The organism is Arthrobacter sp. P1_D12 (genome assembly GCF_056406175.1).
Genome location: NZ_JBFUAR010000002.1, coordinates 113,056 through 139,257, shown reverse-complemented (window position 1 = coordinate 139,257; position 26,202 = coordinate 113,056). Strand labels below are relative to the sequence as shown.

Genomic DNA, 26,202 nt, shown 5'->3' with positions numbered 1-26,202 from the left:
GGCCCGGCAAATTCAACCAATTCAATACAATAAATTGGTATCAACAAACTTGGCACACTATTGAGTTCTCAAACAACAGACACACCCGGCACCACCACAACCAACAATCAGTCAAGGATCGCTCCGGAGCAACTTTTCAAACTTACCCGATCTTGGAAGTCTTTGCAAATTCACATTTCTGCGATTTACATTCATCCAAGAAGGTCCCCGCCGTTATTTAGCACGCAAATTTGCGAACCATTTTCGGGCTGTTTAGAAGGGGGTCGGTCGCTTTCTTTCCGCATCAGCGGCGGCGACTCGAATTACTTTACACGCCGGGAGGACCCTGCACAAATCGGCCATCCGACGGGCCTCTTGGCGTCATATTCCCCGGATCGGCGCGGAATCCGGCAGCTCCCGCCGTCCCCAAGGGCCAGCCGGCCGCCGTCGGACTTCTATGGAGTGGGTCACACGCCGCAGGTTCCGCCTGACAGAGAGGAGCCGTGCAACCTCCCAGCGAGCAGCCGCCTCCAGGCGACTGCCCGCCCTACCTAGCCGCCAGGTCCGTTGCGCCGGAACCGCCGCACTGGCTAGGGTTGATTGTAAGCATGCTTAGCATGTGCGTGGAGTGCGCATTGTCCGCGCTGAGACCCCAACATCCGGAGGAGCATCATGACTGATCAGTACACCTTCAAAAACCCGGTAACAGCGTACGAACACATCTCACCCCCGAAGCAGAGCCAGCCAGAACCCGGCCTGGATGCCAAGCTGACCCCGAAGGCGGACCTGGGCGAGGACACGTACCGCGGCACCGGCCGGCTCGAGGGCCGCAAGGCGCTCGTGACCGGAGCGGACTCCGGCATCGGCGCCGCCACGGCCATCGCGTTCGCACGCGAGGGCGCCGACGTCGTCATCTCCTACCTGCCCGAAGAGGAGGAGGACGCCACCCGCATCGCGAACCTGATCGAGAAAGCCGGGCGCAAAGCGATCAAGGTTCCCGGTGACCTCAAGGACTCGGCGACGTGCCGCGAGCTGGTGGACACTGCGGTGCGTGAACTGGGCGGTTTGGACATCCTCGTGAATAACGCCGGCAAGCAGGTGGCGCAGGAGGACATCGGTGAGATCACCGACGAGCAGTTCGACCACACGCTGAAGACCAACGTCTACGCCATGTTCTGGCTGACCAAGGCCGCCGTGCCGCACCTGCCGCCCGGGTCCGCCATCATCAACACCACCTCCATCCAGGCCTACAACCCCTCGCCGACGCTGGTTGATTACGCCACCACCAAGGCCAGCATCAACAACTTCACCAAGGGTCTGGCCCAGCAGCTCGCCCCGAAGGGAATCCGGGTCAATGCGGTCGCACCCGGGCCCATCTGGACGCCGCTCCAGCCCAGCAGCGGGCAACCGACGGAGGCCCTGCCTAAGTTCGGCAAGGACACTCCCCTTGGCCGGGCCGGCCAACCGGCAGAGCTGGCCCCGGCCTACGTGTTCCTGGCATCCGCGGAGTCCAGCTATGTCGTGGGCGAGACGCTCAACGTCAACGGCGGCAGCCCCACGCCGTAGTCCATCGCCGTATTCCGGCGCGAACGCCGCGTAAACCGGGTGGTCCTTCCCCACAGCGTCAGGCTGCTCGTTGAAGGGCCGCTGTTCATGGAGTTGACCCTAGACGGTATGCGGGACAGGGGTCTGGATGAAGCTTCGCCCCGGGCCTATATTTTGCTTAACGGCAATAGCGCGGTCGCACCAAAACGGGTGCGGCGTGTTCAGGAGGAGACCATGACCCCGACACCTAAACAGCCTTTGACTGACGACAGCATCAAAGTCCGTCAGGTCAGCCATTACCAGTTCAGCTGGGTGGCGGGCGACCCCGGAAAGCCTGGCACCTGGACGCTTCAGCTGGTCCTTGATCAAGGGGCATGGGAAGAGCTCCTGACATTGGACGGGCAGGATGCCGAGAACCTGCAGGCGCTCCTTTCCGCGTCGGCGACCGTCTTTTACGATGTGCCGCGACGGACCCTGATGTTCGGGACCACAGCCTCGGGGCAGCACTAGTCGCTTCCGCCGCGCTATTCACTGCCTGCTATGGCACTGCCACCCTGACAGGATGGAACGATCTCTGGGCAGGCCGGCACTCACCGGGCCGACCTTTGGACCGTGCCACACTAAGAGCGTGACGACGTCGTACGCGTTCCGAGCCGAGCTGTGGCACTACCCCGAGCAGGCAGGCTGGCACTTCATCACCTTGCCGCCAGACCTGGCGGAGCAGCTCAAGGACCAAGCCGCTCCGTTCCGGAAGGGCTTCGGTTCGTTGAAGGTGAAAGCCTGCATCGCCGGGCAGCGGTGGCGGACGTCGCTCTTCCCGGACAGCAGGACCAACTCGTATCTCCTCCCCGTCAAGAAGGCCATTAGAACCGCGGCCGGCATCCGCGCCGGCGATGAGGTGGACGTGGAAGTCGAGCTGATTCTGGAGGGCTGACAACAGGGACTGGATTGCAGGGGTAACTGCAGGGCGATCCGAACGCTTCTGCTGTCTTCTGAGACGCTGGTTGAAGGAACAGCTCACCGCGCCGGAGATGCCTCCACGAACGCCACTTGCGTGGCGTATTGCTGATAGAGCTTGACGGCCTCGTCGATCTCGATGTGACCGAAGTTCAGCGAGACCTGCAGCCCCTCCAGCTGGGCGCTGGCGGTCTCGGCTGCGCTCACACGGTCCGCCACGGAACGGGACGTGGCAAAGTTTGTCGCCAGCGCCGCCGCAACGGAGCAGATCACCGCCAGCAGACACAGTCCGCGCCACACAATCGAGTCGTCGGCCAGGTTGAAGATGTTCGCCACCGCTTCAGTGAACCCGGTGCCACCGGCGGCGGGGCCGACCGTGAACGCAGCGGCCAGCGCACTGCCCACGATGCTGATGCTGGCCAGCCGGGAGCGCCGTGGCCGTTCCCTGCCGAGGTAGGACTGAAGGTCCCGTTGCTTCTCGTCGATGCGGTTGGACAGCCTTTGCCGCGTATCGGATGTTTCGTCCATGATCTGGTCCCCGGTTCCCTCGCCGATCGTGTCCGCACGCCTGGAAAGTGGGATCCGGGCCGCCAGCGGTCCACCGGTTCCCCCCAGCCGGGACGGGAACTCCCCCGCCCCGTTGCCGGCTCTCCTCCCGAAACGCGCACACGTTTAGGATGCTCCCGCGCCACTGCGGGTGTCTAGACACTTGACCGACGACGCCGGTGTTCCCCGCCCGTCCGGGGCGGGCAACGGTACTCCGAGAGTCTCCCGCTGCCGCTATTCGTTCGTCGGCGTCCTGGCGTCAGCTCCCGCGTGCATGGCGGTCTCGGTGGGAGGCCGCCAGATTGGCGTGCCGTCGAGTGAGAGGTCAGCCGGTGGAGCAGTCACATGGGCCGTGATCCCCTGGGCGCGGAGCTCGGTCTCCAGAATGAGCAGCATCCTCTAGCTGGTGGGGTCGTACTGGAAAGCGCGGACCTCCTGCGCGCAACAGCAGGCGGCCGCGATCTTCGCGGCCCACTCCAAGGCAGCCTCGTACGAGGGCAGCTCCAGCACCGAGTAGCCGCCTTCGAGCTGCGTCGTCTGCGGGTAAGTGCCCTCGCGCACGGTCCCATCGCCGTCGACCATGACGGGCGGGATGCCCTCATCGATGCCGCCGCCGAACACCCAGACGCCGGCATCCTTCGCCTCCTGGACGACCGCGTGCGACGCATCGGAAACAGCCTGCAGCTCTTCCTCGGGGAAGACCATGGCGGCACTGGGAAACGAGATCAGATACTTGGTCATCGCGTCGACTCCTTCTTCGCAGCACGGTGAATCGCGTTCATCCTCGCCGATGCCATCGTGCCGCGCAACGGTCACGGCGGGTCCCGCGGAGGCCGGTGCTTGCTCGCGGATCCGCTCGCGGGCGGCCGGCTCCATCTGCCTCACGGTGGCCGTGACGGCGAACCTGGGACGTCAAACAGCACCCGATCCGTACGGGCGCGTGATTGCTTCAAGGAAATGCCCGTCAGGATCCGCGAAGTAGACGCCGCGTCCGCCGTCGTTGTGGTTGATCTGCTGTGGGCGGGACCGCCCCGGGTCCGCCCAATAGGGGATGCCCTCGGCCTGGATCCTTGCGAAGATACCGTCGAAGTCCTCCTCGCTGACCAGGAAGGCGTAGTGCTGCGGGGCGATGGGCCGGTCCGCCGTGGCGAAATCGAGGGCCACCCCGTGGTCAAGGGGAACGGTGATGAAGGACCACATGGCTTGGGGTTCCGGCAGTCCGAGCACGTTGGCCAGGAACTTCGCCGACCGCCGCTTATCCGTTGCGTAGACGATGGTGTGGTTGAAAGCGACCGTCATGGCGACCTCCTTCGGTGTGGTTGTCTGAGACCATCTGACATCCGGCACTCTTCAGATTTCAAGAGCGCCGGCTACGTCCCTGGAACGTTCATGGCGCCAGTCTCAGCAGGGAAACATAGGCTGAGATCACGACGCCGGCCGGTGGCCCAGTCTTCGAGCGGAAGCCCTTGACGGGCACTGTCATACTGACGCCATGGCAATCCGAATGACACGGCGTGGAACGGTACTGCTGCGGTACGGTGCCGCGGCTGCCCTGCTTGTCGCTGCCCAGCTGGCGGGCTTTTGGTTCCACTCAGCCGGCATTTACCAAGGCACCGCGAACGTTCCGCTCGCCGAATTTCCGGAGGACGTGGACGTTTTCTACGTTCTGACCTTCGCACCCTCCATGATCGGACTCAAATACCTGGTCTACGACTTCGCGGTTAGGGCGTTCACGAAGACCTACAGGACTCCTGCGCTGCTCGTCTGCTTCTTCGTCGGCTATGCGGCCGCATTGGCCATCGACGCCGCATGCCTATTTTCGGCGTCGAAGCCAATAGCCGATGCAGGGTTCGCCATCATGGGCGCGATTTTCCAAACTCCGTTGGTCCTCTTCGCATTTGGGACCGCAATCGCCGCGACGGTCCTTCTAAAAGACCGGCCTCCTCAGACCGGGGCTACGCAGGCCCCGTGAACGTATGCGGTGACCACAGAATGCCGCCACGAAGCGCTGAACTCCACACGGCACCGCACCACGTCGGGCCTGACCCCCGCCTCCAACACTGGAGATGGGGGTCAGGCCCGTGTGGATACTGGCGTGTGGCTGCCGGGATTCAGTCAGCCCTGGAGGGACCGCAGGGATGCGTACGGTTCGCTGGGCAGGTTGCCTGCCATCCAGGGGCGGGTGGACCGGATGGGAGGAGTGTGGCCCCGGCCGTCGCGGACGACCGCGACGATGGTGGCGACGGCTGCGAAGACCAGGAGTCCGGCGAGCAGGAGAGCGGCAATTTCCATGTGAAGAGCACCTCGGGCGAGTGATAAAGCTGGTTGTTGGGGCTGATGATGGATCAGGTTGTTGGGCCGGAATCCCGGGCGATCGGTGCGGGTTTGGTTTTGCGGCTGGGGTTCAGGTTTCCGGTCCTTTTGTGGGGACATGTCCAGTTTCCGCGGGCACCGTGTGAGCCACCGTGTGAGCATTTTCCGCTGTGGTTTTCCGCCCGCTTCCGGCTCCCTGCGGCTCCGATCATGCGCCGGCCAGGCGCCGTCGCTCCCCCGCCGCACGCTCGCCGTCCACCCCTCCCGCGCGCCCGCTGGCGGCGTAGCATGACTCATATGGCCGAGACTTGGATTCGGCTCCTCGGTCCGCCCCGGATCGAGTCCGCTGGCACCGCACCCCGGCAGCCCCGGGGCCGCAAGGCGTGGGCTGTGCTGGCCTACCTCGCGCTGCAATCGGGCGGCACCGGTCGGGCCCGGACGGCGGCCCTCCTGTTCCCCGACGCCGAGGACCCGCTCGGCGCCCTGCGCTGGAACCTCTCCGAGCTGCGCCGGACCCTCGGCGCGGAATCGGTGGGCGGCGACCCGCTGCGGCTCGTGTTGCCGGCCGGCTGGAACTGCGATGTGCTGGCGGCCCTGCAGCCGGCCGGCGGCGCCGATCCGCGGACCTTCGACGGCGAACTCCTGGAGGGTCTCACCTTCGCGGACTGCCCGGTGTTCGAATCCTGGCTGGAGGACCAGCGGCACCGGCTCGAGAACTCCGTCCTGACGCTGCTCTACGAGGCATCTCTCGCCGCGCTGGCGGCCGGAAGGGCGGACGACGCCGTCGACCTCGCCACCCGCGCGCTGCACCTGGACCCCTTCAACGCCGACTGCCACGCAGTGCTGATCAAGGCCCTGCTCGCCCTGGGTGACTACCGGCGGGCGCGGGAGCAGGCCGACAAGTGCCGCGAGCTGTACCGCCGGGAGCTCGGGCTCGGTGTGCCGGCGGAGGTGCGCCGGGCACTGGCAGATGCGGCGCCCGCCGCGGAGCCCGGGCTGCCGGCCAGTTCGGCCGCAGTGCGGTCATACCTCGACGCTGCCGAGGCCTCGCTCTCGGCAGGCTCCGTGGACCGCGGGCTGGAGCAGTTACGCCTCGCGGCTGAGATCGCGCAACGGACCGGCGACCATCATCTGCTCGCCGAATCTCTGGTGACGCTGTCCGGGGCGCTGATCCATCAGGCCGGCGGCCGCGGCGCCGAGGTGGCCGACCTCCTGCACCGGGCTCTGAAATCGGAGGGCTTGGACCCTGAAGGCCTGCAGTCGCAGACGCGGAACCCCGGGCGGCCTGCGTCGCGGGTGGCGGCGACCGCGTACCGGGAGCTGGGGTACTTGTCCGTGCAGCGGGGCATTCCGGACCGTGCGGCCGGCTGGTTGGAGCAGGCGGCCCGGGCGGCGGACGGGTTCGACGATGAACGCTCCAGGATCCTGGCCATCCAGGGTATGGCGGCCTCGGACACCGCGCATTACGGCGAGGCGCTGGCGGCCCTGGCCGAATCGAGCCGACTCGCCACCGCCTCTGGGGGCCGCCGCCTGCTGGCGTTCAGTGCGGCCCTGACCGGCCGGGTGCATCTGCTGCGCGGGGATCTGGAGCCGGCGGCTGAATGCCTGGACCGGGCCCAGGAATTGATCGCGGCCGAGCACTGGACGGCGTTCGAACCCTTTGTCGCCGGCCTCCGCGGCGAGACGTTCCTCGCCGCAGGCCGGCTGGAGGACGCTGCTCCTCTGATCGACCGTTCGTGGGTGATGGCCGACGTCGCCGGCGACCACTGCTACCTGACCCTGGCCGCGGGGGCCAAGGCCCGGCTCAGTATGGCGCTGGACGATCAGGCCGCGGCCGAATCCTGGCTCAAGCGCGGGCTCGACACCACCCCCTGGTATCTCTGGTACCGGGCGCGGCTGCTGGATACGGCCGCCGAGGTCGCGATCGACGCCGGCTCCCCCGCCGCCGGGGACTATGCCGACCGGCTGGGCACCATGGCCAGCCGCGGCGCCCTGCGCGAACTGGTGGTCCGGGCGCACTCGCACCGGGCGGTCCTGGGCGACACCGCCGCCGCGGAGACCATTCCGTGGCTGGCCAAGGACATCGACAACCCGGCGCTCAACACGTACCTGGCGCGCCGCGGCCAGCTCTGATCAGCAGGGGCGCGTGCTGTGGCGCTGGGCGGCAGGGGCGAAAGACACTGCTGACTCGACGGGCGCCTGGTGCTACGGTAGCGAAATGTCAGCAACCTTGGTTCGCCCCAGACGCGGCAAAATCTTCGCAGGCGTGTGCGCTGCCTTGGCCGACCGTTTCGAAGTCCCCCGGGCATTTGTCCGGCTCGGGTTCATGTTCTTCGGCCTGTTCGGCGTGGGCGAGTTCGTCTACATCGCGTTGTGGATCCTCATCCCCCGGGACGGCTAGCCGCAGACTTGTAGCGCGGGTCCCGACGCGGGGAGCCCTGGCCGGCATCAGGAGCGCGAAGGCGCGGCCGACGACGGCGGTGCCGCGCCGCCGTCGTCGTCCCTGTCTTGGAAGCACGGGTGGGTTAAACAAAAGCAGGGCCCGTCCGAAGACGGGCCCTGCTCGAAACCTAACGGTCCCGGGTATCTAAAAGGGAATTAGATAGCCTGGATGTTGGTGGCCTGGGGACCCTTGGGGCCCTGCTCGGTTTCGAAGGAGACCTTCTGGTTCTCTTCGAGGGAGCGGAAGCCGGAGGAGTTGATCGCAGAGTAGTGTGCGAAAACGTCCTGTGAGGAGTCATCGGGGGAAATGAAGCCGAAGCCCTTTTCAGCGTTAAACCATTTGACGGTACCAGTAGCCATTATTTTTGTCCTTCGTGAAGGTGGAGGAACTGTCCCGACTTTCGGGTCCTCCTGTTTGGGGTGCTCAAAACCGCTGCTTCAGAAGAACATGGGCTTTCGACCATGCGTACTGCCTGAACTACGAACTGCATAAACACAACAACAGGATCAACCATACAGGAGATTCCGGACACCATTTACCACAGCCCAGTCGTGCCGCCCTCCGCGGCAACCCGCCGGGCACCGCGCCAGCCCTCTGCGCGCCCTGCCTGTGCCGTGCCCGGCCGCGGGCATATCCTGCAGGAAGACCAGCCCGCGACCCTCAGTACCGGAGGAAGACCCATGGAAATGCCGAAAGCGTCCGACGCCGACAAGGAACACTTCCGCTCGGTGCTCCCGAACCATCCCGAGGTGGTCGTCAAGCCGATGTTCGGGAACCTCGGCGCCTTCGTGAACGGCAACATGTTCGCCGGCCTGTTCGGCCCCACCATCGGCGTGAAGCTGGCCGAGGCGGACAAGGAGACGCTGGAAGGCACCGAGCGGACCGTCCCGTTCGGGCCGCCGGAGCGCCCCATGGGCGGCTACACCGGGTTGCCGGAAGTCTGGAACGCCGAGGGCGACGGCGATGAGGCGCGGGCCAAGGCCTGGGTGGCGAAAGCATTCGAGCACGTGGCCGGACTGCCGCCGAAGGAACCGAAGGTTTCTAAACCCGGTCCCAAAAAATAGAAAGACTAGGGCAGGACAACATTCACGAGTTCTGACCGGCTGCCGGTTTCCAGGTCCTCGGTTAGGGCCAGCGCACCGACCTGGGGGCAGTGATACTTGTACTCGCGGGAGTTCTTTTCAAGCGGCGTCCAGTCGTAGACCTTGACGCAGTCGGTGTAGGTGCCGGATTTCGTGGAGACGGTCTCGCCGGTAGCCACAGTGTCCCGCATATCTTCCGCGTGGCCAACGTAAAATTCCTGCTTGTAGGAGTCGCCGACGCTCTGCTCGGCCTTCATCCAGATCCCGGCTTTTGCGCCGTCTTTTCCATGCAAAAAGCTGCCGGAGTGGTTCAACAAGATTCCATTCGAGTAGTTGTCCACGTCCTCGCCGAAGTACCAGACGTCGCCGATTTTGTGTTGCGCCAGATAATCCCGGGTTTCCTCTACGAGCTGCCCGCTCTTGTACTCCTTGTCCAGATAGACCACCGTCTCAACACCGTCTATGGTCCGCGTCTCCGGCAGTATTTCGATCTCGATCCTCTCGGTGATTCTTCCTTGCTCGGTGGTCTCGTACGTCAGTTTCTTGCCGACAGGGAGCGCAAAGTATTTGTTGGTGATTTCGGTGGTGAAATCTGCCGGGTTGATCTGCGGGTTGTACTCCGCGGCCCTACTCCTTTGTGTGTTGTCGAGGACAAATAATGTCGCCCCGCCAACAACCAGCAACAGGACGATCACACCAAAGAAGATTTTGGTTCGTCGGTTCATGACCTTTCCCACTCCTTCTGAGTAGAAATTCCTGAAGGGGGTCAGAGCACCGCTGCTTGCCCATGGCCATAGGAAAAAGGTAGCGGTCCGCACTGAACCAGAACACCCTTGACGAACACCACGCTGGGGGCCGACGCCGTCGTCGGGCACCTGTTCTTAGCGACGCTGTGGGCATACCCTGCCCACATTCCCGCCTGAACCCTGGCTACGGGAGAAGAACCATGGAGACCCCGACGGCCGCCCGACCTGCGGCTCCGCAAAGTGTCGACACCCTCGTCGTCGGCGCCGGGCAGGCAGGTTTGGCCACCAGCTACTGGCTAAGCCGGGCCGGCGTCGAACACCAGTTGCTGGAACGGCGCGAAACGCTTGGCGGGGCGTGGCAGGACCGGTGGGACGCGTTTTGCCTGAACACGCCGAACTTCTCGCTCGCGCTGCCCGGCATGCCGTATGACGGCCCCGCCCGGGAAGCATTCATGCTGCGAGATGACCTCATCGGCCATTTCCGGCACTACGCGGAGAGCATCGACGCTCCCGTCCGAACGGGTGAGGATGTCACCCGCGTCGCGCCCGGGGATGGTGGCGGCTTCAACGTGGCCGCCACCCGGGGCAGCTGGCGGGCCCGGAACGTGGTGCTCGCTACCGGGGGTTACCAGATGCCGAAAATCCCCGCGCTGTCGGCGCAACTGCCTGGCAACATCCTGCAACTTCATACCGACAGCTACCGCAACCCGGGCCAGCTGCCCGACGGTGCCGTGCTCATCGTTGGCACCGGCCAGTCCGGCGGCCAGATCGCCGAGGAACTGCTCGCCGTCGGCCGCGAAATCCACCTGGCGGTGTCCACGTGCCCGGAAGCGCCGCGCCGGTACCGCGGCCAGGACCTCCTGTATTGGATGATGCAGCTTGCACAATTCGGCCCCGACTACGGATTGAACGGCCTCACCGTGGGGCAGTTGCCTTCCCCCGCGGCGAGGTTCGCCTGCAACCCGCTGGTGTCCGGCGCCGACGGCGGCCACGACATCCACCTGCGGGACCTCGGCCGCCGCGGCGTCCGGCTGCACGGCCATTTGGAAGCAGCCGACGACGGCGACCTCGTCTTCAGTGATGACCTTCCGGAACGCCTGGGCATGGTGGAGGCGGCGTTCTACCAGCGGATGAAGCCGATGTTCGACAGCTATATTGCCGCCACCGGCATGTCGGCACCTGAAGCGGAGCCGCCGCGCAAGGACGACTGGCTTCCTTCGGAGCCGGCGCGGCTAAATCTCGAAGCCGCCAACGTCACGTCGGTCCTCTGGGCCACGGGCTACCGGCTGGATTTCAGCATCTTGGACATCCCGGTGCTGGACGAATGGAACTACCCCCGGCACCACCGCGGCGTCACCGAGCACCCGGGCTTGTACGCCGTCGGGTTGCCGTGGCTGACCGGGCACGGCTCGTCCATCGTGGCGGGCGTGGGCCGCGATGCCGAATACATTGCGCAGCATATTGCGGAGAACAGCGCCGCCCGGTGACGGCGACGTTCCAGAGGGGCGGCTACCCGGTCAAGGACCGTCGAAGTCCGCTGGCGCGGCGAGGCCGGCCGAGCTGAACCATTCCCTGACCCAGGGCTGGACCGCGGGCATCGCGAGTTGCTCGGCAACAAGCTCCGGTGGCCCGCCAAACACGGACTTCCCCTCCTCCAGAAGGTCCCCGGTGCCGCTGCCGGCGAGGAGCCCGAAGAGGGCAGGCTGGTCGAGGAAGGGAAGCTTCCCGCCGTCGCCATCGGTCAGCACGCCCCAGCGCGAGGTGAACAGCGAAAACTCCTCCGGACGTTCTCCGTGGTCCGCCACGAGCGGGCAGGCCTCGCAGTCGAGCTGGATCCGCCGGTAGTTGGGCTCCGTTTCGTCGAGGGCCATCAGTTGGACATCGTCCAGCCACGACAGCCAGACCGCTGTGCACTCTCCCCTCAGCGGGTACGGGGCGGCGGCGATGTAGCCGGCCTTGCTGACGTGGGCGGAGTGGCCAACGGCGATGTTGTGGAGCTGCCCCCGGACCAGCGGCAGGACCGCGCTGACGGGCTGGCGGTAGCTGGCGAATTTCTGCCGCATCACGTCGGCGCTTGCATTCGAGCCGATAGAGACCACCAGGGAACGGGCGTCCAGCGGTGCCGCGCCGGCGTGCGCGAGGGCCTCATCCAGTCCGGCTGAAGGCTCAAGGGGCCGGAATCCGTTGCCGTCCATGACCCCCGAGGCCACAGGCGGGTCCCACGGATACAGCAGCGGATCGAGATGGCCGGCGCCGCCGGCCTCGCTCAGTCCCATGGAGTCAGCCGGGTGGAGCCGGGTGGAGCCGTCGGCATCGTGCTGGAGACTAATCAAGGTGGCCCGCTTTCATGGTCGGGACTTCCAGTGTCCCGCACTCTGGGGGAAAGCGGACCTTCGGCGCTTGAGGAACCGGACAGCCCGCGACGCCTCGGTGCGAGGCCCTTCCGCAATCCCCGAAGCAAGCCCCCGACACCGCCGCGGATCGCCGCGCCGGTGCAGCTGGGCACGGAGGCTGCCCGATCGCCAGGGCGGGGCAACAACTTCAGCGTGGAGACCACCGACGGGAACATCACGCCAGCGTACGTGGCGCTGGAAAAGGCACCCTCCAGCGCCCGCGCATCACCTCCGCGTCGGCCGGTCTCCCAGGGCAGGTGTACCAGCTCCACAGCCACGATTACTGCAACCCGCAACAACTGCCCGACGGCGCCGCGCTGGCGGTGGGCACCGGGCAGTCCGGCGGCTAGGACGTCGTAAGACGAACGACGTGGCTACCGAGTGATTGCCGCATCTCCGGACTCAGATTCAATTTCCGTATCTGTAGTCTCTGCCGGTACCGCCACCGCCCTACGCTCCTCGATCCCTTGAGCTACATGCAAGATGGTGTCTTCGACAGCTCCGCCGATCGCTTTTGGAACTGAAGCCACTCCATCAGCAACAGCAACGGCGGCACCCGTCACCGCCCCAGTAGCCTTCTGGCCCAGGCGCATTACCGATTCGTGCCACTGGGTGCGCTTGATGGTCGAGGCCTCGGGCATGTCAAAGTTCGAACTAAAGATCCGCAGCAACCTCTGTAGCTCTTCGCCGGCGGTGTAGAGCCTGGTCATATCCACGGGATTCGTAACGCGGGTGAACGTATCAACATCCACTGCCGCCGATACGGCGTCGGACAGAGTTTGAAGTGCCGCGGTGGTGCTTGCCATTCGCCGTTCCCGCGACTTGGCGATGTGACGGGAGTGAGCAGTGGAATCCGATCCGTCATGCGCGCTGCGGACAGCCTCCAAGGAGTCCATTCGAACCATGTTTGTGAGAGCTACAGCCGCGATGACCAGCCAATGCTTCAGTTCGCCTTTAGCCGCCGCCTCGGCGTTGCTCACCCGCTTGCCAAGATTTTTGACGGCGAGACCGTCTGCAATGGTGTTGAGGTGGTTGAGGGCGACGGCGTGCGCCTGGGCGAGCGCCGCCGCCTGTCCCGACACTTGGTCCCAAAGAGCGTCGTTAAGCCGACCGGTCTCCTCGAGAAACCCAAACGCCTTATCCAGGACGTGGGTCGTGCCCTGCACGTTGCCGAGTGCCTCGTCACGGTTATCCCGGACGATCGTGTCCAGTTTCGCGTCCACAGCCTGAACAAGGGTGTCGAGGTCTTTGAGGGCCACACGGATCGCCAAAGTTGCGGCCATTATCTGCACGTTCGCGGCCACGGCAGGGTTGACTGGTGAGGAGCTCACCAATTCGATGATCGTGTCGATCCTGCCATCCGACTGTCGTAGCACACCGCTGACAATCCCGAGCTTTTCCTCGGTGGACCCAACGAGTTCCAGGAACCGAGCGTAGGACTCGGGCGTCATGTGGAAGGAGTTGCCCGGGACATTTGCCGACATAGCAGTCGCAGCCGCCCCAGCCAGGCCTGCAAGCAGATCGGCCACCCCTGACCCCAGGTTCGTTCTGGTCTCTTCTTTGACGTCAAGCTTGCGGAAAAGCTCGGCAATTGCTGTCGGGTCGCCTGCCACTAGGGCATTTGTCCCGTCGACGTACAGGGAGAGTTCACGGTCATTGTCGGTCATCCCAACATCTTCACACACGCTGGTCCTGGCAGGGCGGGCGCCACTTCGGAGTCCTCAGGATCGGTGCCGCCGGGTCACCCCACGCAATGCTAAAGCGAGTACAGCGAGCTGGTCTGCCGGGAGTTGTAGCCATGAGCGTGCCATTTCACCACTTGACTCAGTTCCTCGGACACAAACGCACACGGTGCTAATCTCGGGGACAAACCAAACGAAATGTGGAGAAAACTGTGGCAGGAACAGCCGATAAAGTGGCAGATGCGATCAAGGTCGGCGGCGCGACGGCGAAACAAGCTGCTGCCAAAGTGCATGACGTAGCCACCGACCCTGTTGTGCAGGAGAAAGCCCGGAAGCTCGCCGAGATTGGCGCAAAAGTGTACCGCGTGGCCAACAGCCCGGAGGCGAAGAAGGCTTACCGTCAGGTCGCAGCCCTCTTGAACAGGACGCGCAAGAAGTAAGGCTATCCGGGCGACGCTCCGGCGGCCTGAGGATCTGTGTGACCGAGCAATGTCACCCCTTCCCCATACAATGCAGAGGCAAGTACGTGCGTGATCGATTGAACGCTGCACGGCAATGGGGGCGCCGCGGTCGGCCATAGCGCGATCGGCCAAAGACAGCGCACCCCACTGCCCGCAGCAAAGGAAGTGGGAGCAGTGGCCAGCAACAACAACGCCAACCTGGTGTGGAGCATTGCGAATATTCTGCGGGGTACCTACAAACCGGCGCAGTACGGCTCGGTGATCCTTCCGTTCACCATCCTCCGCCGTTTGGACTGCGTACTGGACTCCACCAAGGACGCCGTCCTGCAGGAGGCAGAGGCGAAGAAGGACCTCAATATCCCGTTGGACACCTTCCTCCAGAAGGCCTCAGGCCACAGCTTCTTCAACACCTCCAAGTTCAACTTCGCCAAGCTCCTGGATGACCCCACGAACATCAAGGCGAACATCCTCAACTACGTCCAGGGCTTCTCGGAGAACACCAGGGACATCTTCGAGCGCTTCGAGTTTTACAAGACGCTTGAGAAGCTGGACAGCTCGGACTTGCTTTACCACGTCACCAAGGACTTCGCCGCGATCGACCTCCACCCGGAGACCATCAGCAATATCGAGATGGGCCTCATGTTCGAGGAACTCATCCGCCGCTTCGCCGAAGCCTCCAACGAAACCGCCGGTGAGCACTTCACCCCGCGCGAAGTCATCCAGCTCATGGTCCAGCTCCTGCTGAACTACGACGACGACGTCCTCACCAAGGAAGGCATCGTCCGCAGCATCTACGACCCCACCGCCGGAACCGGCGGCATGCTCACCGTCGCCCAGGAACACCTACACGCCCTCAACCCGAGCGCCTCCCTCGTCGCGTACGGGCAGGAAATCAACGACGAGTCCTACGCCATCTGCAAGTCGGACCTGCTGATCAAGGGCCAGGACATCTCCAAGATCTCCGTCGGCGACACCCTCGCCAACGACCAGAACATCGGCCAGCAGTTCGACTTCATGCTCTCCAACCCGCCCTTCGGCGTGGAGTGGAAGAAAATCCAGCCGCAGATCCAGAAGGAGCACGAACTCCACGGCTTCGACGGCCGCTTCGGCCCGGGCCTCCCCCGCGTCAGCGACGGTTCCCTGCTGTTCCTCCTGCATCTGGTCCGCAAGATGCGCCCGGCGCACGACGGCGGCTCCCGCATCGGCATCGTCCTGAACGGCTCGCCGCTGTTCACCGGCGGCGCCGGCTCAGGCGAGTCCGAGATCCGCAAGTACCTCATCGAGAACGACTTCGTGGAGGCCATCATCGCGCTGCCCACGGACATGTTCTACAACACTGGCATCGCCACCTACATCTGGATCCTCTCCAACAGCAAGAAGCAGAAGCACCCGGAGCGCGTGGGTAAGATCCAGCTGATCAACGGTGTCGACTTCTTCCAGAAGATGCGCAAGAGCCTCGGCTCCAAGCGCAAGGAAGTCGGTTCTAAGGACATCGCCAAGATCGTCCAGCTATACGGGGCATTCGAGGACGACGGCGAGACCTCCAAGATCTTCAACAACCAGGATTTCGGCTACTCCACCATCACCGTCGAGCGACCCCTCAAGCTCAACTTCGCCTGCACCCCGGAGCGCATCGACGCCGTACTGGCGCAGAAGCCCGTCGAGAAACTGTCCGACGACGACCGGCAGCTCCTCAAGAAGACGCTCACCCGGCTCGGTGAAGACGAAACCAAGCTCTGGAAGAACCGCGAGGCGTTCCTCAAGACCCTCAAGCCGGCTCTCGCAGGTGCTGGTCTCAAACTCGGCGCGCCGGTCCTGAAAGCTGTCCTCGCCGGGCTCTCCGAACGCGACGAAACCGCTGACGTCTGCAATGGCCCCAAGGGAACACCCGAAGCAGACACGGACCTGCGCGACACCGAAAACGTGCCGCTTGGGGAGGAAATTCAGGCCTACTTCGAGCGGGAGGTCCTCCCCCACGTCGCCGACGCCTGGATCGACGAGTCCAAGACCAAGGTCGGCTACGAGATCCCCTTCACGCGGCACTTCTACAAGTACGTCGCGCCAAGGTCACTGGACGAGATCGACGCCGACCTCAACAAGCTCATCTCCGAGATCACGACGCTGCTGGCTGAGGTGGAACGGTGAGAACACAACTACGGCATCTTTGGCGCGAAGTCGACGACCGGCTCGGAGATAGGCCCGCACCGCCCCTGCTGTCAGTGTCCCAGACACTCGGTGTGGTACGTCGTGAGCTCATAAGTGACAAGCCGCCGCGCGCGGATAGTTTTGATAAGTACAAGATCTGTGATGCTGGCGATGTAGTACTCAACCGTTTCAATGCCTACAGGGGATCTCTCGGAGTCAGTAACGAACGAGGGATCGTTAGTCCTGATTACCTCGTGCTTCGTGCGGATCGAAACTCACATGCCAGCTTCCTCGACTACTTGCTACGTTCAGAAGAGCTGTCTAACTTCATGAAATCGACTATGGGAGGACTCGGTGCATCGGATCCCGACGTCTCGGGCTTCTCCCGAATCGATGTGGGCTCTCTGGGGCAATATAGCGTGCCGACATTCGATTTCCGGAGGCAACAAGAGATCGCCTTCTTCCTCGACCGCGAAACCGCCCAGATCGACGAGCTGATCGGCAAGCAGGAGCGTCTCATCGAACTGCTCACCGAGAAGCGCCAGGCCATCATTACCCACGCGGTCACCAGAGGCCTCGACCCCACTGCACCCACCAAACCCTCCGGGGTCACCTGGCTGGAAAATATTCCTCGGCATTGGACAGCCCCCCGCTTAGCTTGGGAGTCAGACCAAATCGTCGACGGCACGCACTTCACGCCGACGTATGTGGACGAAGGCGTTCCCTTCTTGCGCGTTACAGACATACATACTCCGAAAATTGATCTCCAAAGTGTTGCCAGGATTCCCCAGACCGAGCATGCGGATCTTACAAGACGATGCCGTCCGGCGAAGGGAGATCTTTTGCTTTCCAAGAACGGCACCATCGGCGTGCCACGGGCGGTGACTTGGGACTGGGATTTCAGCATTTTTGTCAGTCTGTGCCTGATTAAGCTCCGCCCAAGCATGTTGGCTGAATTCGCTGAATATGTTTTTCTGTCTAGTGCGATTAAGTCCCAAATCGACGAAGGAACCAAGCAAAGCACAGTATCCAACCTGCATCTGGAAAAAATTCGGCAATTTCGAATCCCATTACCACCGCTCTCCGAGCAGCAACAGGTTATTGAATATCTTCAAGCCCGTACGGGGAAAATTGATTCAGTCACAGAGAGGGCCAAGATGATGGTTGCCCGGCTCCTCGAGCGCAGATCCGCACTGATTTCTGCTGCTGTGACCGGCAAGATCGATGTTCGTAAAGGAGTTGCTTAGGTATGACGTTGCCTCAGTGGCATGGATTCGTCGACCCCGTTCTGCGCATCATGACGGACGGCCAGATCCGCCGGAATGCTGAAATCAGGACTGCCGTCGCGGAGCGCACCCGGCTGACCGATGAGGATATGGCAGAGGTGATGTCTTCCGGTGAGGCGCGCTGGGCTAACCGGATCAACTGGGCGGTTTTCGATTCCATGAAGGCCGGGTTGCTGGTGCGTGAGGCACGCGGGCAATACAAGATCAGCGACGAGGGGCTCCGTCGGGTGTCCTCCACTGCGGAAATCACCTATCAGACGTTGATGGAGTACGAGTCCTACCGCGCGTACCAGAACACGTCGAAGTCACCCAAGAAGACGGTCCTGCCCGGCGTAGAACCGGCTACTGCGGTCTCCGAAGTAGCGGTCGACGCAGATCCGTCCGAGGCCCTTGAGCAGTCCGCGGACCAACTCAACCGGGTGGTCATCGACGAGATCTATCGCAATCTGCTCGAACTCTCTCCTGACGCCTTCGAACGCCTCATTCCGTTTGTCGTGAGAGCGCTCGGCTACGGAACAGACCGAGAAGACAACCTGAAGCCCACTCAGCGCTCCGGCGACAAGGGCATTGACGGGATTGTCTGGCAGGACGCGCTCGGCTTCGACCGGGTCTACCTTCAGGCGAAGCGCTACTCCGAGGGCAACAACGTCGGAGCACCCGACGTCCAGGCCTTCAGCGGCGCCCTGGGCCAGTTCCGCGCTACCAAGGGCATCTTCATCACTACCTCAACGTTCACCACCGGAGCGCGAGCTGTCGCTCGCGACACCGCGCACTACACGGTGATTCTTATCGACGGGCAGCGGCTGGCGTCGCTCATGTTCGAGTACGGCGTCGGGGTCCAGGTCGACCGCACGGTGGTCGTGAAAAAGCTGGACCAGGACTTTTTCGACAGTTTCTAGGGGGAACCACATGGCGCAGCACAATGAAGTGACATTTGAGGAGGAGATCTGCCAGGCCCTCGCGGCCGAGGGCTGGATCTACGAGCCGCAGCGCAAGGCCAGCGAGCTCTACGACGCCACGCGCGCCCTGGTCCCGGAGGACGTCTTCGCGTGGCTGGCAGACACGCAGCCGGAGCAACTGGCCAAGGTCCTGAAGCCTACGGACTCCCCCGCCGAACTCGTGGTCGCGAAGCGGCTGCTCCTGGACCGGCTGTGCAAAGTTCTGGACAAGCCGGCGGCCAGGGAGGCTGGCATGCTCTCCGTGCTGCGCACCGGGTTCAAGGATGTCGCGGCGAAGTTTGAGATGTGCCAGTTCAAGCCGGCCATGGGCCTGAACCCGGAGACGCTGGAGCGTTACGGCAAAGTCCGACTGCGGGTGATCCGGCAGGTGCACTACTCCACGGTGGACACCATGAAGAGCATCGATCTGGTCTTGTTCGTCAACGGGCTGCCGGTCGCGACCATCGAGCTTAAGACGGACTTTACGCAGAACATCAATGACGCCGTCGAGCAGTACCGCAAGGACCGGTTGCCCCGCAACGGCAAGAACAAGGATGAGCTGCTGCTGTCCTTCGGCCGCCGCGCCCTGGTGCACTTCGCTGTCAGCAATGACGAAATCCAGATGACCACCGAGCTCAAGGGCAAGGACACCTACTTCCTGCCGTTCAACGTCGGCAACGACGGGCACGCCGGCAACCCGGTCAACCCCAAGGGGTCGGCCACGAGCTATCTCTGGGAACAGGTCCTGCAGCGGGGCTCCTGGTTGAACATCATCGGCAAGTTCCTGCACCTGCAGATCAGCGACAAAACCGACCCCGTCACCGGCGAACGGGAAGTCCGCAAGTCCCTGCTGTTCCCCCGCTACCACCAGTGGGACGTGGTCAACCAGCTCATCGAGACCGCCCGCGGAGAGGGCCCAGGCCACCGCTACCTGGTGCAGCACTCCGCCGGCTCCGGCAAGACCAACTCCATCGCGTGGACCGCGCACCAGCTCAGCTCCCTGCACGGCGCCGGCAACGAGAAGATCTTCGACTCCGTCATCGTGGTGACGGACCGGACCGTGCTGGATGCCCAGCTGCAGGACGCGATCTACCAGATCGAGCACAAGTCCGGCGTCGTGGTTCCCATCCGCGGAAACGCCGGCTCCAAGTCCGCCGAACTCACGGCCGCGCTGGTGGCACGGACACCGATCATCATCGTCACCATCCAGACGTTCCCGTTCGCGCTGAAGGCCATCGCCGAATCCCAGGCGCTGAAGGGCCGGAACTTCGCGATCATCGCGGACGAGGCGCACTCCTCCCAGACCGGGTCCACCGCGAACAAGCTGAAGAAGGTCCTCTCTGCCGAGGAACTGGCGGACGTCAACGACGGCGGCGAGTTCGACGTCGAAAGCTATCTGGCGGCCGAGATGGCCGAGCGTGCCGATGCCAAGAACATCAGCTACTTCGCCTTCACCGCCACGCCCAAGGCCAAGTCCCTGGAGCTGTTCGGCCGCAAGGGTCCGGACGGGCTGCCGCAGCCGTTCCACCTGTACTCCATGCAGCAGGCCATCGAGGAGCGCTTCATCCTGGATGTGCTGCAGAACTACACCAGCTACAAGGTGGCCTACCGGCTCACCCACGAGGGCCGGGACTACGACTCGGACGATGCCCAGGTGGAGAAGTCCGAGGCGCTGAAGTCGCTGATGAACTGGGTGAAGCTGCACCCGTACAACATCAGCCAGAAGGTCCAGGTTATCGTGGAGCACTTCCGCGCCAACGTCGCCTGGCGCCTCGACGGCAAGGCCAAGGCCATGGTGGTCACCGGCTCCCGCAAGGAAGCCGTCCGCTACAAGCTCGCGATCGACAAGTACATCCACGACGCCGGCTACTCCGGCCTTGGCACCATGGTCGCCTTCTCCGGCGAAGTGAACGACGACGAATCCGGCCCCGAAGCGTTCACCGAGCTCAACATGAACCCCGGGCTCAAGGGACGCACCCTGCCCGAGGCGTTCTCCACCGACGAGTACAAAATCATGCTGGTGGCCAACAAGTTCCAGACCGGCTTCGACCAGCCGCTGCTCGTGGCGATGTACGTGGACAAGAAACTCTCCGGCGTCTCCGCCGTGCAGACCCTTTCCCGGCTGAACCGCACCGCCGTGGGCAAGGACCAGACGTTCGTGCTGGACTTCGTCAACGATCCCGATGAGATCCTCGCTTCCTTCCAGCCCTACTTCCGCGAGGCCGCTCTGGAAGGCATCTCCGATCCGAACGTGGTTCACGACCTCCAGGCCAAGCTCGACGCCGCCCAGATCTACCTCGAGTCCGAGGTGGACGGGCTGGTGAAGTCCTATGTCCTGGAAGCGGGGAACAACGCGCTCTCCGGCTGGGTGGCGCCGGCCAAGTCGCGCTTCAACACCCGGTACAACGCTGCCGTGGCCGAGGGCGACAAGGCTGCTCAGGACGAGCTGGACCTGTTCCGGAAGGACCTCGGATCGTTTGTCCGCGCCTATGACTTCCTCTCCCAGATCGTCGACTTCGCGGACACGGACCTGGAGAAGCGATCGATCTACTACAAGCACCTCCTGCCGGTTCTCCGCGTCAACGACGCGAAGGTGGCGCTGGACCTCTCCGGCGTCGCGCTGGCAAAGTACGCGCTCAAGGACAAGGGACAGGCCCAGTTGCAGCTCTCCGGCGAGGGTGAGTTGTTGAAGCCGTTGACGGAGCCGGGCACCGGTCAGGCCAAAGATCCCGTCCTCGTGACTTGGGAGGAAGTCATCCAACAGGCCAACCTGCCGTTCGAGGGCGAGGAGCTGGATGCGGTAGCGCACTTCGTAGAAGGTGTTCGGCGCGAGCTGGTGAAGAACGAGACGCTCCAGAAGCAGGCACAGAACAACTCGCGCAGCCACTTCGGCAGCAGCCCACACCTTGAGAAGGCCGTTACCGATGCAGTGTCGAACTCCATGGACAGCCACTACAACCTGAGCCTTCAAGCGCTCGGAGACAAGACCAAGATGACGGCTCTCCTCAAGATGCTGAGCGAGCTGGTCTATGAGGAGCTGCAGTCATGACTGGCTGGGAGTGGGCCAACGTCGTCGCCCAATTTGCCACCGTGATTGCCGTTGTTTTCGCGATCCTGCAGCTCATTGGCGCTCGGGCAGCCAAACACCGAGACTTCGAGAACCTTTATGTTCAGCGGTACTGGAACCTCATGGATAGCTTCCTAGGAGACCCGTGGACAGCGTCATCAGTCCGGCAACTTCCACGAAGAGATCGATCCAGGATAATGGCGTATCTGCAGCTTTGCGAGGATGAGTTGGATCTCCGGCGTAATGGCTTCGTTTCGACTAAAACGTGGGGCATGTGGACGGACGGCATGATCAGTCAGTGCTCGCGCCCCGCCTACGCGGATGCAATCCGGAACCTACCAGTGGACGAGCTGCCAGCTCTCCGCAAATTTCTCAAGAGCCACACTGATCCGCTGAAGATGAATAGGATCCAGAAGTGGTGGACCGGTGTCGGCAACACAGGTCGAAGAAAGTAATGCCTTCCCGGATCACTTCGGCGAGAGGTGGCAAGACAGCTCCCCGTGTTTGGTCGTGCAAACGCGCGCCGATGTAAGTCACCGCACAAAGGAGACTTTGGGCGGTGCCAGCAAATGCAGCTGCAAAGTAGTATTCGAACAAATGGCGACGCGATCAGCCAGCCCGTCTATTTACCTTACTGCTTCAGCTGCGTGCGCGAATCGTCTACTCGAAGTCGACGGAATAGCTAGGCAGTTTATCGAAGCGAGCAAGGAAGCGAACATAGGCTAATGCCAATCATTCAAAATACGCTCAGCCTGGTGGTCTCTGAGACGATCTTCATTCTTTTCTAGGATTCCGAGTGCCTTTTTAGCGTAGTTACGAACTCGTTGCGGCGAGCCAGCGGCAGTTAGGTCGATGAGCATAAGAGCCCGAGGATGAATCATCTGTCGCTGTGGGGCGAGCATTTTCTTTGGCGCCATTAAATTGAGCGCAACGCCGATAGCAGACGAATCGCCGCTTCGAAGGCGACGGAGATACTCTAACGACAGACTATTCTCGATCGAAAGTCGAGGCTCAAATTCAAAGACGGTCGCACTGTCAGCCGACTGCAACATTGCGGCTTGAAGGCGGATTAGGTTCGTTGAAGCAAATTCGGGCTTCTGGGCGAGCTGAATTAGTTCCAGCAGGCCCGCCTTGTTGGAGAACTTCCAGGCAACAATGAACCAACTGGAACAAAGACGATCTCGTATTGTGGAATCCAAGAGCGTTTTAGCGACACGATCGATTTCTTTCATCGCCCCGTTAAATATTTTAACACGAAGAGCATCAGAGTCAGTTGTGGGCGCGGAGGACATAGTCTCCGCTGCCAAGATGCCGATATTTGTATAAATATCCGAATAAATTCGCGCCGCTTGAAATAGCTCATCGATAGTGTCGGAGTCAAGCGGCCACGACCTCAAGTATTCGAAGTACACGCTCGCACCGGACGGATCATGCGCTAGATCAGCGCTCCAGTACTGACGCCAGGTGTCCAGACCTACGCGCCGATGAAGAGTATTAATGCGCCTGGTGACGCGGTTCCATCTGCGAGGCTGGGGAGCGAGGTCCCTGTGCTCGGCCGACAAGGTAGCCAACTGATCAATCGCGAGCTTAGCTTCGGGTTCAGTCGATCCACCCAAGGCCCCAGACGATTCGAGAAGACTCTGTATGCGCTCGATTTCAGCATTAGACTCTACCATCGAGTCACGAAGATATTCATCCACAGGAACAATTTTTGTCTTGGCAGAATTCGGGGTCAGTGCCAGACTCTCCAAGGACCGCTGCAGCCTGGATATGACCTTTTCTCCTTCGGCGATATCGCGCACCCCGTACAGAACATCATCCATATAGCGTGTATACCGGCCAGCCAGTCCTTCGGCATCAAATTCTTGGTCGATCGGGGCCAAGAAACTGTGAGCGATAGCTCGAGAAGAATCATTGTTTCCCTGAGGGAGACCAAGGTGGGAATAGTCAAGATAATTACTTCGAGGTAATACTCCGTCAATCATCTGCATGCACAACCGAACTAACTCTTTAGAGAGGCGGGTATGTGCGAGGAGATGCTCGCGGACATGCTCAAGACGAATCGATGGGAAGAAATTTGAGATATCTGATTCAACAATGTACTTCACGCTGTCAATTTCAAGTATGTCGGCAATTAAGCCCTGCCGCTTTAACCAGAACTGGAACCAGTCAAAACTGTCTACGGCCCCGTCCCCGACTTCAACTGAACTGCCCTTGTCAGACCGAGTGTGTCCTACCCATTTTCTGGAGGATACAAGTAGCTGGTCTTCAACGCGTTTGACAATCGCGGTGTATACGAGAGCGTCACGTGGAGAGAGCTCACAGACTGGGCGTGTCAGCCCTGAACCTTTGGCAGCACGAATGACTTCCCCTCGCTCGGGAGTGAACTGATGAAGCTCTAGATCTCGTACGATTCCGTCAACAAACGCGTCAAGATTCCATTCATATGCGGCGTAGTGCAGGGGATCTATCGCATATCGGGAATTACTGAATTTGGCCTGCCGCAATAGTGGGCGAATGTCGGATTTCCACACAGATTTCAAATATTCAGCATCAGCCAGCTGCTCCAGCGAGAAACCGTCCAACTCAGCTGCTGCGGAGGATCCCTGATCTGTGTCCGTATCGCTTGTCATTATCGCCTTTCCGCGAATCTTGTTACCTCGCCTAAGTACAGAACAACGCTGCGAGGTTCAAGAAGTTTAGTCCCAACCTTGGTTTCCGGAGGCGGTGGCGGGGCCCACGATGTGCAGACAAAACCCGGGCTTGGGAAGCTCGTACTCGTGTTTCCAATCACTGCGCGACCGCAGCTGCCGTCGCAAACACGTCAGCCGACATCGGCCGCTGCAGTTTCCAGGTAATGGCAATCGGCTTTTCCCCCGAGTGCTGCACGTAGTCAACCTGCCCGAGGCATGTGTACGGAACGGTCAGCCCGGTTTCATCTTCGGCGGTATCGCGGGTGAAGATCAGGATCTTCGACCCGTGCGCAGCCCGGTCCAGATACCGCTTACCCGTCGAACTCCCGGGCGACGTTGCGTTCTGTGACTCCCAGTGGAACAGGTCCGGGCTGATCGCATAATCCTTATACATCGTCGTCGCCGAGTGCTTCTTGTCGTCCTTGTTGAGCGTGACGAAGAAAGCATCAGTGGACGTCGCTGGGCACCAGGCCACGCCCTCGCGGTGCTGCACATTCTTGCCAAGCTCCAGTGAACCGTACTGCAGGGCCGCCAGGATCTCTTCGCGACGGTAAGTCGCGTGCGACAAGAGCGGAATGTGCTGCAGCCCGGCGCCAAGGCCCTTGGCTGCATGCTTGGACGTGGCCACTCCCAGCTTCACGATCTGCCGGATCTCGCTGCAGACAAACTGGTATCCGCGCAGGTAGTCCAGCCCGGCATCATACGACGGGAAGCTGCCGCCGTCGTCCCAGAGCGTGTAGAAGAGCATGCGGGCGTACGTCTGATCCCGCATGCCGAGGTCCGCGTAGCGGGGTGCGTCGGCGCCGACGAGCATCGAGTACGCCTCTGCCCGTTCCGGATCGTCCACATGGATCAGCGCTGCCATGCGGCCTTGGAGCTTCCTCTCGTCGGCGTCCGACAAGTCCTGAATCCGCCCGCTTAGGGCAGCCTCCACCGGCGAGAACCCCTCTATCAATTCAGCCTGGCGGAGGTAACCGGTCCACGAATCCTTGGTCGAACGGTAAATCGACTTCACGTCGTTCCCGGACCGCTCCAGATACGCCTCCAGCCCGGTCTCCGCGAACGAGGCGATATCCCGGACCAACTGCGCCCGGTTGAACCGCAGCTGCGCCCTGATGTTGTCCAGCACCACCTGCTGCGCCACCCGGTCCAGCACGATCTGCGAGCCCGACGGCAGGTAGGGAAATTCGTCCTCGACAGCCTTTTCCAGCTCTTTGCGCCCGTAGCCCGTGAGTGCTCGGTACCGCAGATCGAAGCGGAACTCCCTCCGCTGCTGGCCGATGAAGTCCATGACGGTCAGCACCGCTTTGCCCTCGGCACGACGCAGTCCGCGTCCCAGCTGCTGGAGAAAGATCGTGGCGCTCTGCGTGGGCCTGAGCAGCAGGATGGTGTCCACCTGCGGCAGATCCAGGCCCTCGTTGAAGAGGCCGACGGCAAAATGCAGTTGATCTCCCGGGCGCGGAGCCGCTCCAGCGCCGCCGCGCGCTCGGCGTCGTCGTTGCTCCCGTCGACGGCAACAGAGGCGATGCCGGCCCGGTTGAGCACCTCAGCCATGTCGTGGGCGTGCTGGACCGAGACGCAGAATCCGATGGCCCGCATCTGCTCCGTGCTGGTGACCTTGTCGCGGAGTTCGCGGATCACTTTGGCGGCGCGGGCGTCGTTGCCGGTGTAGAGGTTGTTCAGCTGCGCGGTGTCGTAGTTGCCGCGCTTCCATTCCAGCTGGCTCAGGTCAACGTCGTCCGAGACGCCGAAGTAGTGGAACGGCACCAGCAGATCGGCGTCCAGGGCGTCCCAAAGGCGCAGTTCGCTGGCGGTCCGCCCGTCGAAGATGCCACGTTCCAACTGCTGAATACCAGTGGTTTGTGGCGACTAGGCCGAGGTTTGTGCGGGGCGAAACTGCTCGTTCACGACCGCAAGGTCTTCTAC

25 protein-coding genes are annotated in these 26,202 nt (G+C 62.4%); 14 read left to right on the top strand and 11 right to left on the bottom strand.

The window, feature by feature from the left end:
* The first annotated feature begins 651 nt into the window (after positions 1-651).
* The 3 genes from AC1DZV_RS02980 to AC1DZV_RS02970 all read left to right on the top strand — a co-directional run bounded on the left by AC1DZV_RS02980 (position 652) and on the right by AC1DZV_RS02970 (position 2,458).
* Entirely contained in the window at positions 652-1,545 is an 894-nt protein-coding gene (locus AC1DZV_RS02980; RefSeq protein WP_476952930.1) for an SDR family oxidoreductase, read from the top strand.
* Between the two features lie 87 nt (positions 1,546-1,632).
* Positions 1,633-2,034 carry a hypothetical protein gene (locus tag AC1DZV_RS02975; RefSeq protein ID WP_476952929.1) on the top strand — a complete coding sequence of 134 codons (402 nt, stop codon included), beginning with the start codon at positions 1,633-1,635 and terminating at the stop codon, positions 2,032-2,034.
* Between the two features lie 118 nt (positions 2,035-2,152).
* Positions 2,153-2,458, top strand: a complete 306-nt coding sequence (locus tag AC1DZV_RS02970) for a DUF1905 domain-containing protein (protein WP_476952928.1) — start codon at positions 2,153-2,155, stop codon at positions 2,456-2,458.
* A gap of 83 nt (positions 2,459-2,541) precedes the next feature.
* Here AC1DZV_RS02970 and AC1DZV_RS02965 read toward each other — a convergent pair whose 3' ends face one another.
* From AC1DZV_RS02965 to AC1DZV_RS02955, 3 genes are all read right to left on the bottom strand, one after another.
* Positions 2,542-3,009: a hypothetical protein gene (locus tag AC1DZV_RS02965; RefSeq protein WP_476944462.1), complete on the bottom strand. Its 468-nt coding sequence runs from the start codon at positions 3,007-3,009 to the stop codon at positions 2,542-2,544.
* 417 nt (positions 3,010-3,426) lie between these two features.
* On the bottom strand, positions 3,427-3,768 hold the full coding sequence (locus AC1DZV_RS02960) for a YciI family protein (protein WP_476952927.1): 342 nt from the start codon (positions 3,766-3,768) through the stop codon (positions 3,427-3,429).
* Positions 3,769-3,939: 171 nt separating this feature from the next.
* A complete protein-coding gene (locus AC1DZV_RS02955; protein ID WP_476952926.1) occupies positions 3,940-4,326 on the bottom strand; it encodes a VOC family protein in 387 nt (128 codons plus the stop codon).
* Positions 4,327-4,519: 193 nt separating this feature from the next.
* On the opposite strand from AC1DZV_RS02955, the gene AC1DZV_RS02950 reads away from it, so the two are divergent.
* Positions 4,520-4,999: a hypothetical protein gene (locus AC1DZV_RS02950; protein WP_476952925.1), complete on the top strand. Its 480-nt coding sequence runs from the start codon at positions 4,520-4,522 to the stop codon at positions 4,997-4,999.
* A gap of 143 nt (positions 5,000-5,142) precedes the next feature.
* Here AC1DZV_RS02950 and AC1DZV_RS02945 read toward each other — a convergent pair whose 3' ends face one another.
* Complete coding sequence (locus AC1DZV_RS02945; protein WP_476952924.1) at positions 5,143-5,319, bottom strand: hypothetical protein; 177 nt, start codon at positions 5,317-5,319, stop codon at positions 5,143-5,145.
* Between the two features lie 318 nt (positions 5,320-5,637).
* Here AC1DZV_RS02945 and AC1DZV_RS02940 point away from each other — a divergent pair, with 318 nt between their 5' ends.
* A complete protein-coding gene (locus AC1DZV_RS02940) occupies positions 5,638-7,473 on the top strand; it encodes an AfsR/SARP family transcriptional regulator (RefSeq protein ID WP_476952923.1) in 1,836 nt (611 codons plus the stop codon).
* Between the two features lie 85 nt (positions 7,474-7,558).
* Complete coding sequence (locus tag AC1DZV_RS02935; protein ID WP_476952922.1) at positions 7,559-7,741, top strand: PspC domain-containing protein; 183 nt, start codon at positions 7,559-7,561, stop codon at positions 7,739-7,741.
* 197 nt (positions 7,742-7,938) lie between these two features.
* Here AC1DZV_RS02935 and AC1DZV_RS02930 read toward each other — a convergent pair whose 3' ends face one another.
* Positions 7,939-8,142, bottom strand: coding sequence for a cold-shock protein (locus AC1DZV_RS02930; RefSeq protein ID WP_011690916.1), 204 nt, complete (start codon positions 8,140-8,142; stop codon positions 7,939-7,941).
* A gap of 321 nt (positions 8,143-8,463) precedes the next feature.
* Between AC1DZV_RS02930 and AC1DZV_RS02925 the strand changes: the two genes are divergently transcribed.
* Positions 8,464-8,847 carry a TfoX/Sxy family protein gene (locus tag AC1DZV_RS02925; protein WP_476952921.1) on the top strand — a complete coding sequence of 128 codons (384 nt, stop codon included), beginning with the start codon at positions 8,464-8,466 and terminating at the stop codon, positions 8,845-8,847.
* 5 nt (positions 8,848-8,852) lie between these two features.
* Here the strand turns inward: AC1DZV_RS02925 and AC1DZV_RS02920 are convergent, their stop codons facing one another.
* Positions 8,853-9,590 (bottom strand): hypothetical protein, encoded by a 738-nt coding sequence (locus AC1DZV_RS02920; protein WP_476952920.1) that lies wholly within the window; start codon positions 9,588-9,590, stop codon positions 8,853-8,855.
* 221 nt (positions 9,591-9,811) lie between these two features.
* Here AC1DZV_RS02920 and AC1DZV_RS02915 point away from each other — a divergent pair, with 221 nt between their 5' ends.
* The gene (locus AC1DZV_RS02915; RefSeq protein ID WP_476952919.1) at positions 9,812-11,098 is read left to right on the top strand and encodes a flavin-containing monooxygenase; all 1,287 of its coding nucleotides are present in this window, start codon (positions 9,812-9,814) and stop codon (positions 11,096-11,098) included.
* Positions 11,099-11,128: 30 nt separating this feature from the next.
* On the opposite strand, the gene AC1DZV_RS02910 is transcribed toward AC1DZV_RS02915, so the two are convergent.
* Complete coding sequence (locus AC1DZV_RS02910) at positions 11,129-11,944, bottom strand: hypothetical protein (protein WP_476952918.1); 816 nt, start codon at positions 11,942-11,944, stop codon at positions 11,129-11,131.
* Positions 11,945-12,378: 434 nt separating this feature from the next.
* Positions 12,379-13,671: a hypothetical protein gene (locus AC1DZV_RS02905; RefSeq protein ID WP_476952917.1), complete on the bottom strand. Its 1,293-nt coding sequence runs from the start codon at positions 13,669-13,671 to the stop codon at positions 12,379-12,381.
* Between the two features lie 215 nt (positions 13,672-13,886).
* Here AC1DZV_RS02905 and AC1DZV_RS02900 point away from each other — a divergent pair, with 215 nt between their 5' ends.
* From AC1DZV_RS02900 to AC1DZV_RS02875, 6 genes are all read left to right on the top strand, one after another.
* A complete protein-coding gene (locus tag AC1DZV_RS02900) occupies positions 13,887-14,126 on the top strand; it encodes a hypothetical protein (protein WP_476952916.1) in 240 nt (79 codons plus the stop codon).
* 195 nt (positions 14,127-14,321) lie between these two features.
* Complete coding sequence (locus AC1DZV_RS02895; protein ID WP_476952915.1) at positions 14,322-16,292, top strand: type I restriction-modification system subunit M; 1,971 nt, start codon at positions 14,322-14,324, stop codon at positions 16,290-16,292.
* Between the two features lie 74 nt (positions 16,293-16,366).
* On the top strand, positions 16,367-17,539 hold the full coding sequence (locus AC1DZV_RS02890) for a restriction endonuclease subunit S (RefSeq protein WP_476952914.1): 1,173 nt from the start codon (positions 16,367-16,369) through the stop codon (positions 17,537-17,539).
* Between the two features lie 2 nt (positions 17,540-17,541).
* On the top strand, positions 17,542-18,477 hold the full coding sequence (locus tag AC1DZV_RS02885; RefSeq protein ID WP_476952913.1) for a restriction endonuclease: 936 nt from the start codon (positions 17,542-17,544) through the stop codon (positions 18,475-18,477).
* A gap of 10 nt (positions 18,478-18,487) precedes the next feature.
* Positions 18,488-21,565: a type I restriction endonuclease subunit R gene (locus AC1DZV_RS02880; RefSeq protein ID WP_476952912.1), complete on the top strand. Its 3,078-nt coding sequence runs from the start codon at positions 18,488-18,490 to the stop codon at positions 21,563-21,565.
* Complete coding sequence (locus AC1DZV_RS02875; protein ID WP_476952911.1) at positions 21,562-22,038, top strand: hypothetical protein; 477 nt, start codon at positions 21,562-21,564, stop codon at positions 22,036-22,038. The genes AC1DZV_RS02880 and AC1DZV_RS02875 overlap by 4 nt, the downstream gene beginning before the upstream one ends.
* A gap of 267 nt (positions 22,039-22,305) precedes the next feature.
* Here AC1DZV_RS02875 and AC1DZV_RS02870 read toward each other — a convergent pair whose 3' ends face one another.
* From AC1DZV_RS02870 to AC1DZV_RS02860, 3 genes are all read right to left on the bottom strand, one after another.
* Positions 22,306-24,216, bottom strand: a complete 1,911-nt coding sequence (locus tag AC1DZV_RS02870; protein WP_476952910.1) for an RNA-directed DNA polymerase — start codon at positions 24,214-24,216, stop codon at positions 22,306-22,308.
* A 157-nt stretch (positions 24,217-24,373) separates the two neighbouring features.
* Positions 24,374-25,672 carry a DUF3427 domain-containing protein gene (locus tag AC1DZV_RS02865; RefSeq protein ID WP_476952909.1) on the bottom strand — a complete coding sequence of 433 codons (1,299 nt, stop codon included), beginning with the start codon at positions 25,670-25,672 and terminating at the stop codon, positions 24,374-24,376.
* Entirely contained in the window at positions 25,573-26,118 is a 546-nt protein-coding gene (locus AC1DZV_RS02860) for a DEAD/DEAH box helicase (RefSeq protein ID WP_476952908.1), read from the bottom strand. Before AC1DZV_RS02860 ends, AC1DZV_RS02865 begins: the two co-directional genes overlap by 100 nt.
* Between the last annotated feature and the right edge of the window lie 84 nt (positions 26,119-26,202).

What these genes read in the sequence shown, in the direction of transcription:
- AC1DZV_RS02980 (WP_476952930.1), top strand. Translation starts at nt 652, where the DNA reads ATGACTGATCAGTACACCTTCAAAAACCCGGTAACAGCGTACGAACAC.
- AC1DZV_RS02975 (WP_476952929.1), top strand. Translation starts at nt 1,633, where the DNA reads ATGGAGTTGACCCTAGACGGTATGCGGGACAGGGGTCTGGATGAAGCT.
- AC1DZV_RS02965 (WP_476944462.1), bottom strand. Translation starts at nt 3,009, where the DNA reads ATGGACGAAACATCCGATACGCGGCAAAGGCTGTCCAACCGCATCGAC.
- AC1DZV_RS02960 (WP_476952927.1), bottom strand. Translation starts at nt 3,768, where the DNA reads ATGACCAAGTATCTGATCTCGTTTCCCAGTGCCGCCATGGTCTTCCCC.
- AC1DZV_RS02955 (WP_476952926.1), bottom strand. Translation starts at nt 4,326, where the DNA reads ATGACGGTCGCTTTCAACCACACCATCGTCTACGCAACGGATAAGCGG.
- AC1DZV_RS02950 (WP_476952925.1), top strand. Translation starts at nt 4,520, where the DNA reads ATGGCAATCCGAATGACACGGCGTGGAACGGTACTGCTGCGGTACGGT.
- AC1DZV_RS02945 (WP_476952924.1), bottom strand. Translation starts at nt 5,319, where the DNA reads ATGGAAATTGCCGCTCTCCTGCTCGCCGGACTCCTGGTCTTCGCAGCC.
- AC1DZV_RS02940 (WP_476952923.1), top strand. Translation starts at nt 5,638, where the DNA reads ATGGCCGAGACTTGGATTCGGCTCCTCGGTCCGCCCCGGATCGAGTCC.
- AC1DZV_RS02935 (WP_476952922.1), top strand. Translation starts at nt 7,559, where the DNA reads ATGTCAGCAACCTTGGTTCGCCCCAGACGCGGCAAAATCTTCGCAGGC.
- AC1DZV_RS02930 (WP_011690916.1), bottom strand. Translation starts at nt 8,142, where the DNA reads ATGGCTACTGGTACCGTCAAATGGTTTAACGCTGAAAAGGGCTTCGGC.
- AC1DZV_RS02925 (WP_476952921.1), top strand. Translation starts at nt 8,464, where the DNA reads ATGGAAATGCCGAAAGCGTCCGACGCCGACAAGGAACACTTCCGCTCG.
- AC1DZV_RS02920 (WP_476952920.1), bottom strand. Translation starts at nt 9,590, where the DNA reads ATGAACCGACGAACCAAAATCTTCTTTGGTGTGATCGTCCTGTTGCTG.
- AC1DZV_RS02915 (WP_476952919.1), top strand. Translation starts at nt 9,812, where the DNA reads ATGGAGACCCCGACGGCCGCCCGACCTGCGGCTCCGCAAAGTGTCGAC.
- AC1DZV_RS02905 (WP_476952917.1), bottom strand. Translation starts at nt 13,671, where the DNA reads ATGACCGACAATGACCGTGAACTCTCCCTGTACGTCGACGGGACAAAT.
- AC1DZV_RS02885 (WP_476952913.1), top strand. Translation starts at nt 17,542, where the DNA reads ATGACGTTGCCTCAGTGGCATGGATTCGTCGACCCCGTTCTGCGCATC.
- AC1DZV_RS02880 (WP_476952912.1), top strand. Translation starts at nt 18,488, where the DNA reads ATGGCGCAGCACAATGAAGTGACATTTGAGGAGGAGATCTGCCAGGCC.
- AC1DZV_RS02875 (WP_476952911.1), top strand. Translation starts at nt 21,562, where the DNA reads ATGACTGGCTGGGAGTGGGCCAACGTCGTCGCCCAATTTGCCACCGTG.
- AC1DZV_RS02870 (WP_476952910.1), bottom strand. Translation starts at nt 24,216, where the DNA reads ATGACAAGCGATACGGACACAGATCAGGGATCCTCCGCAGCAGCTGAG.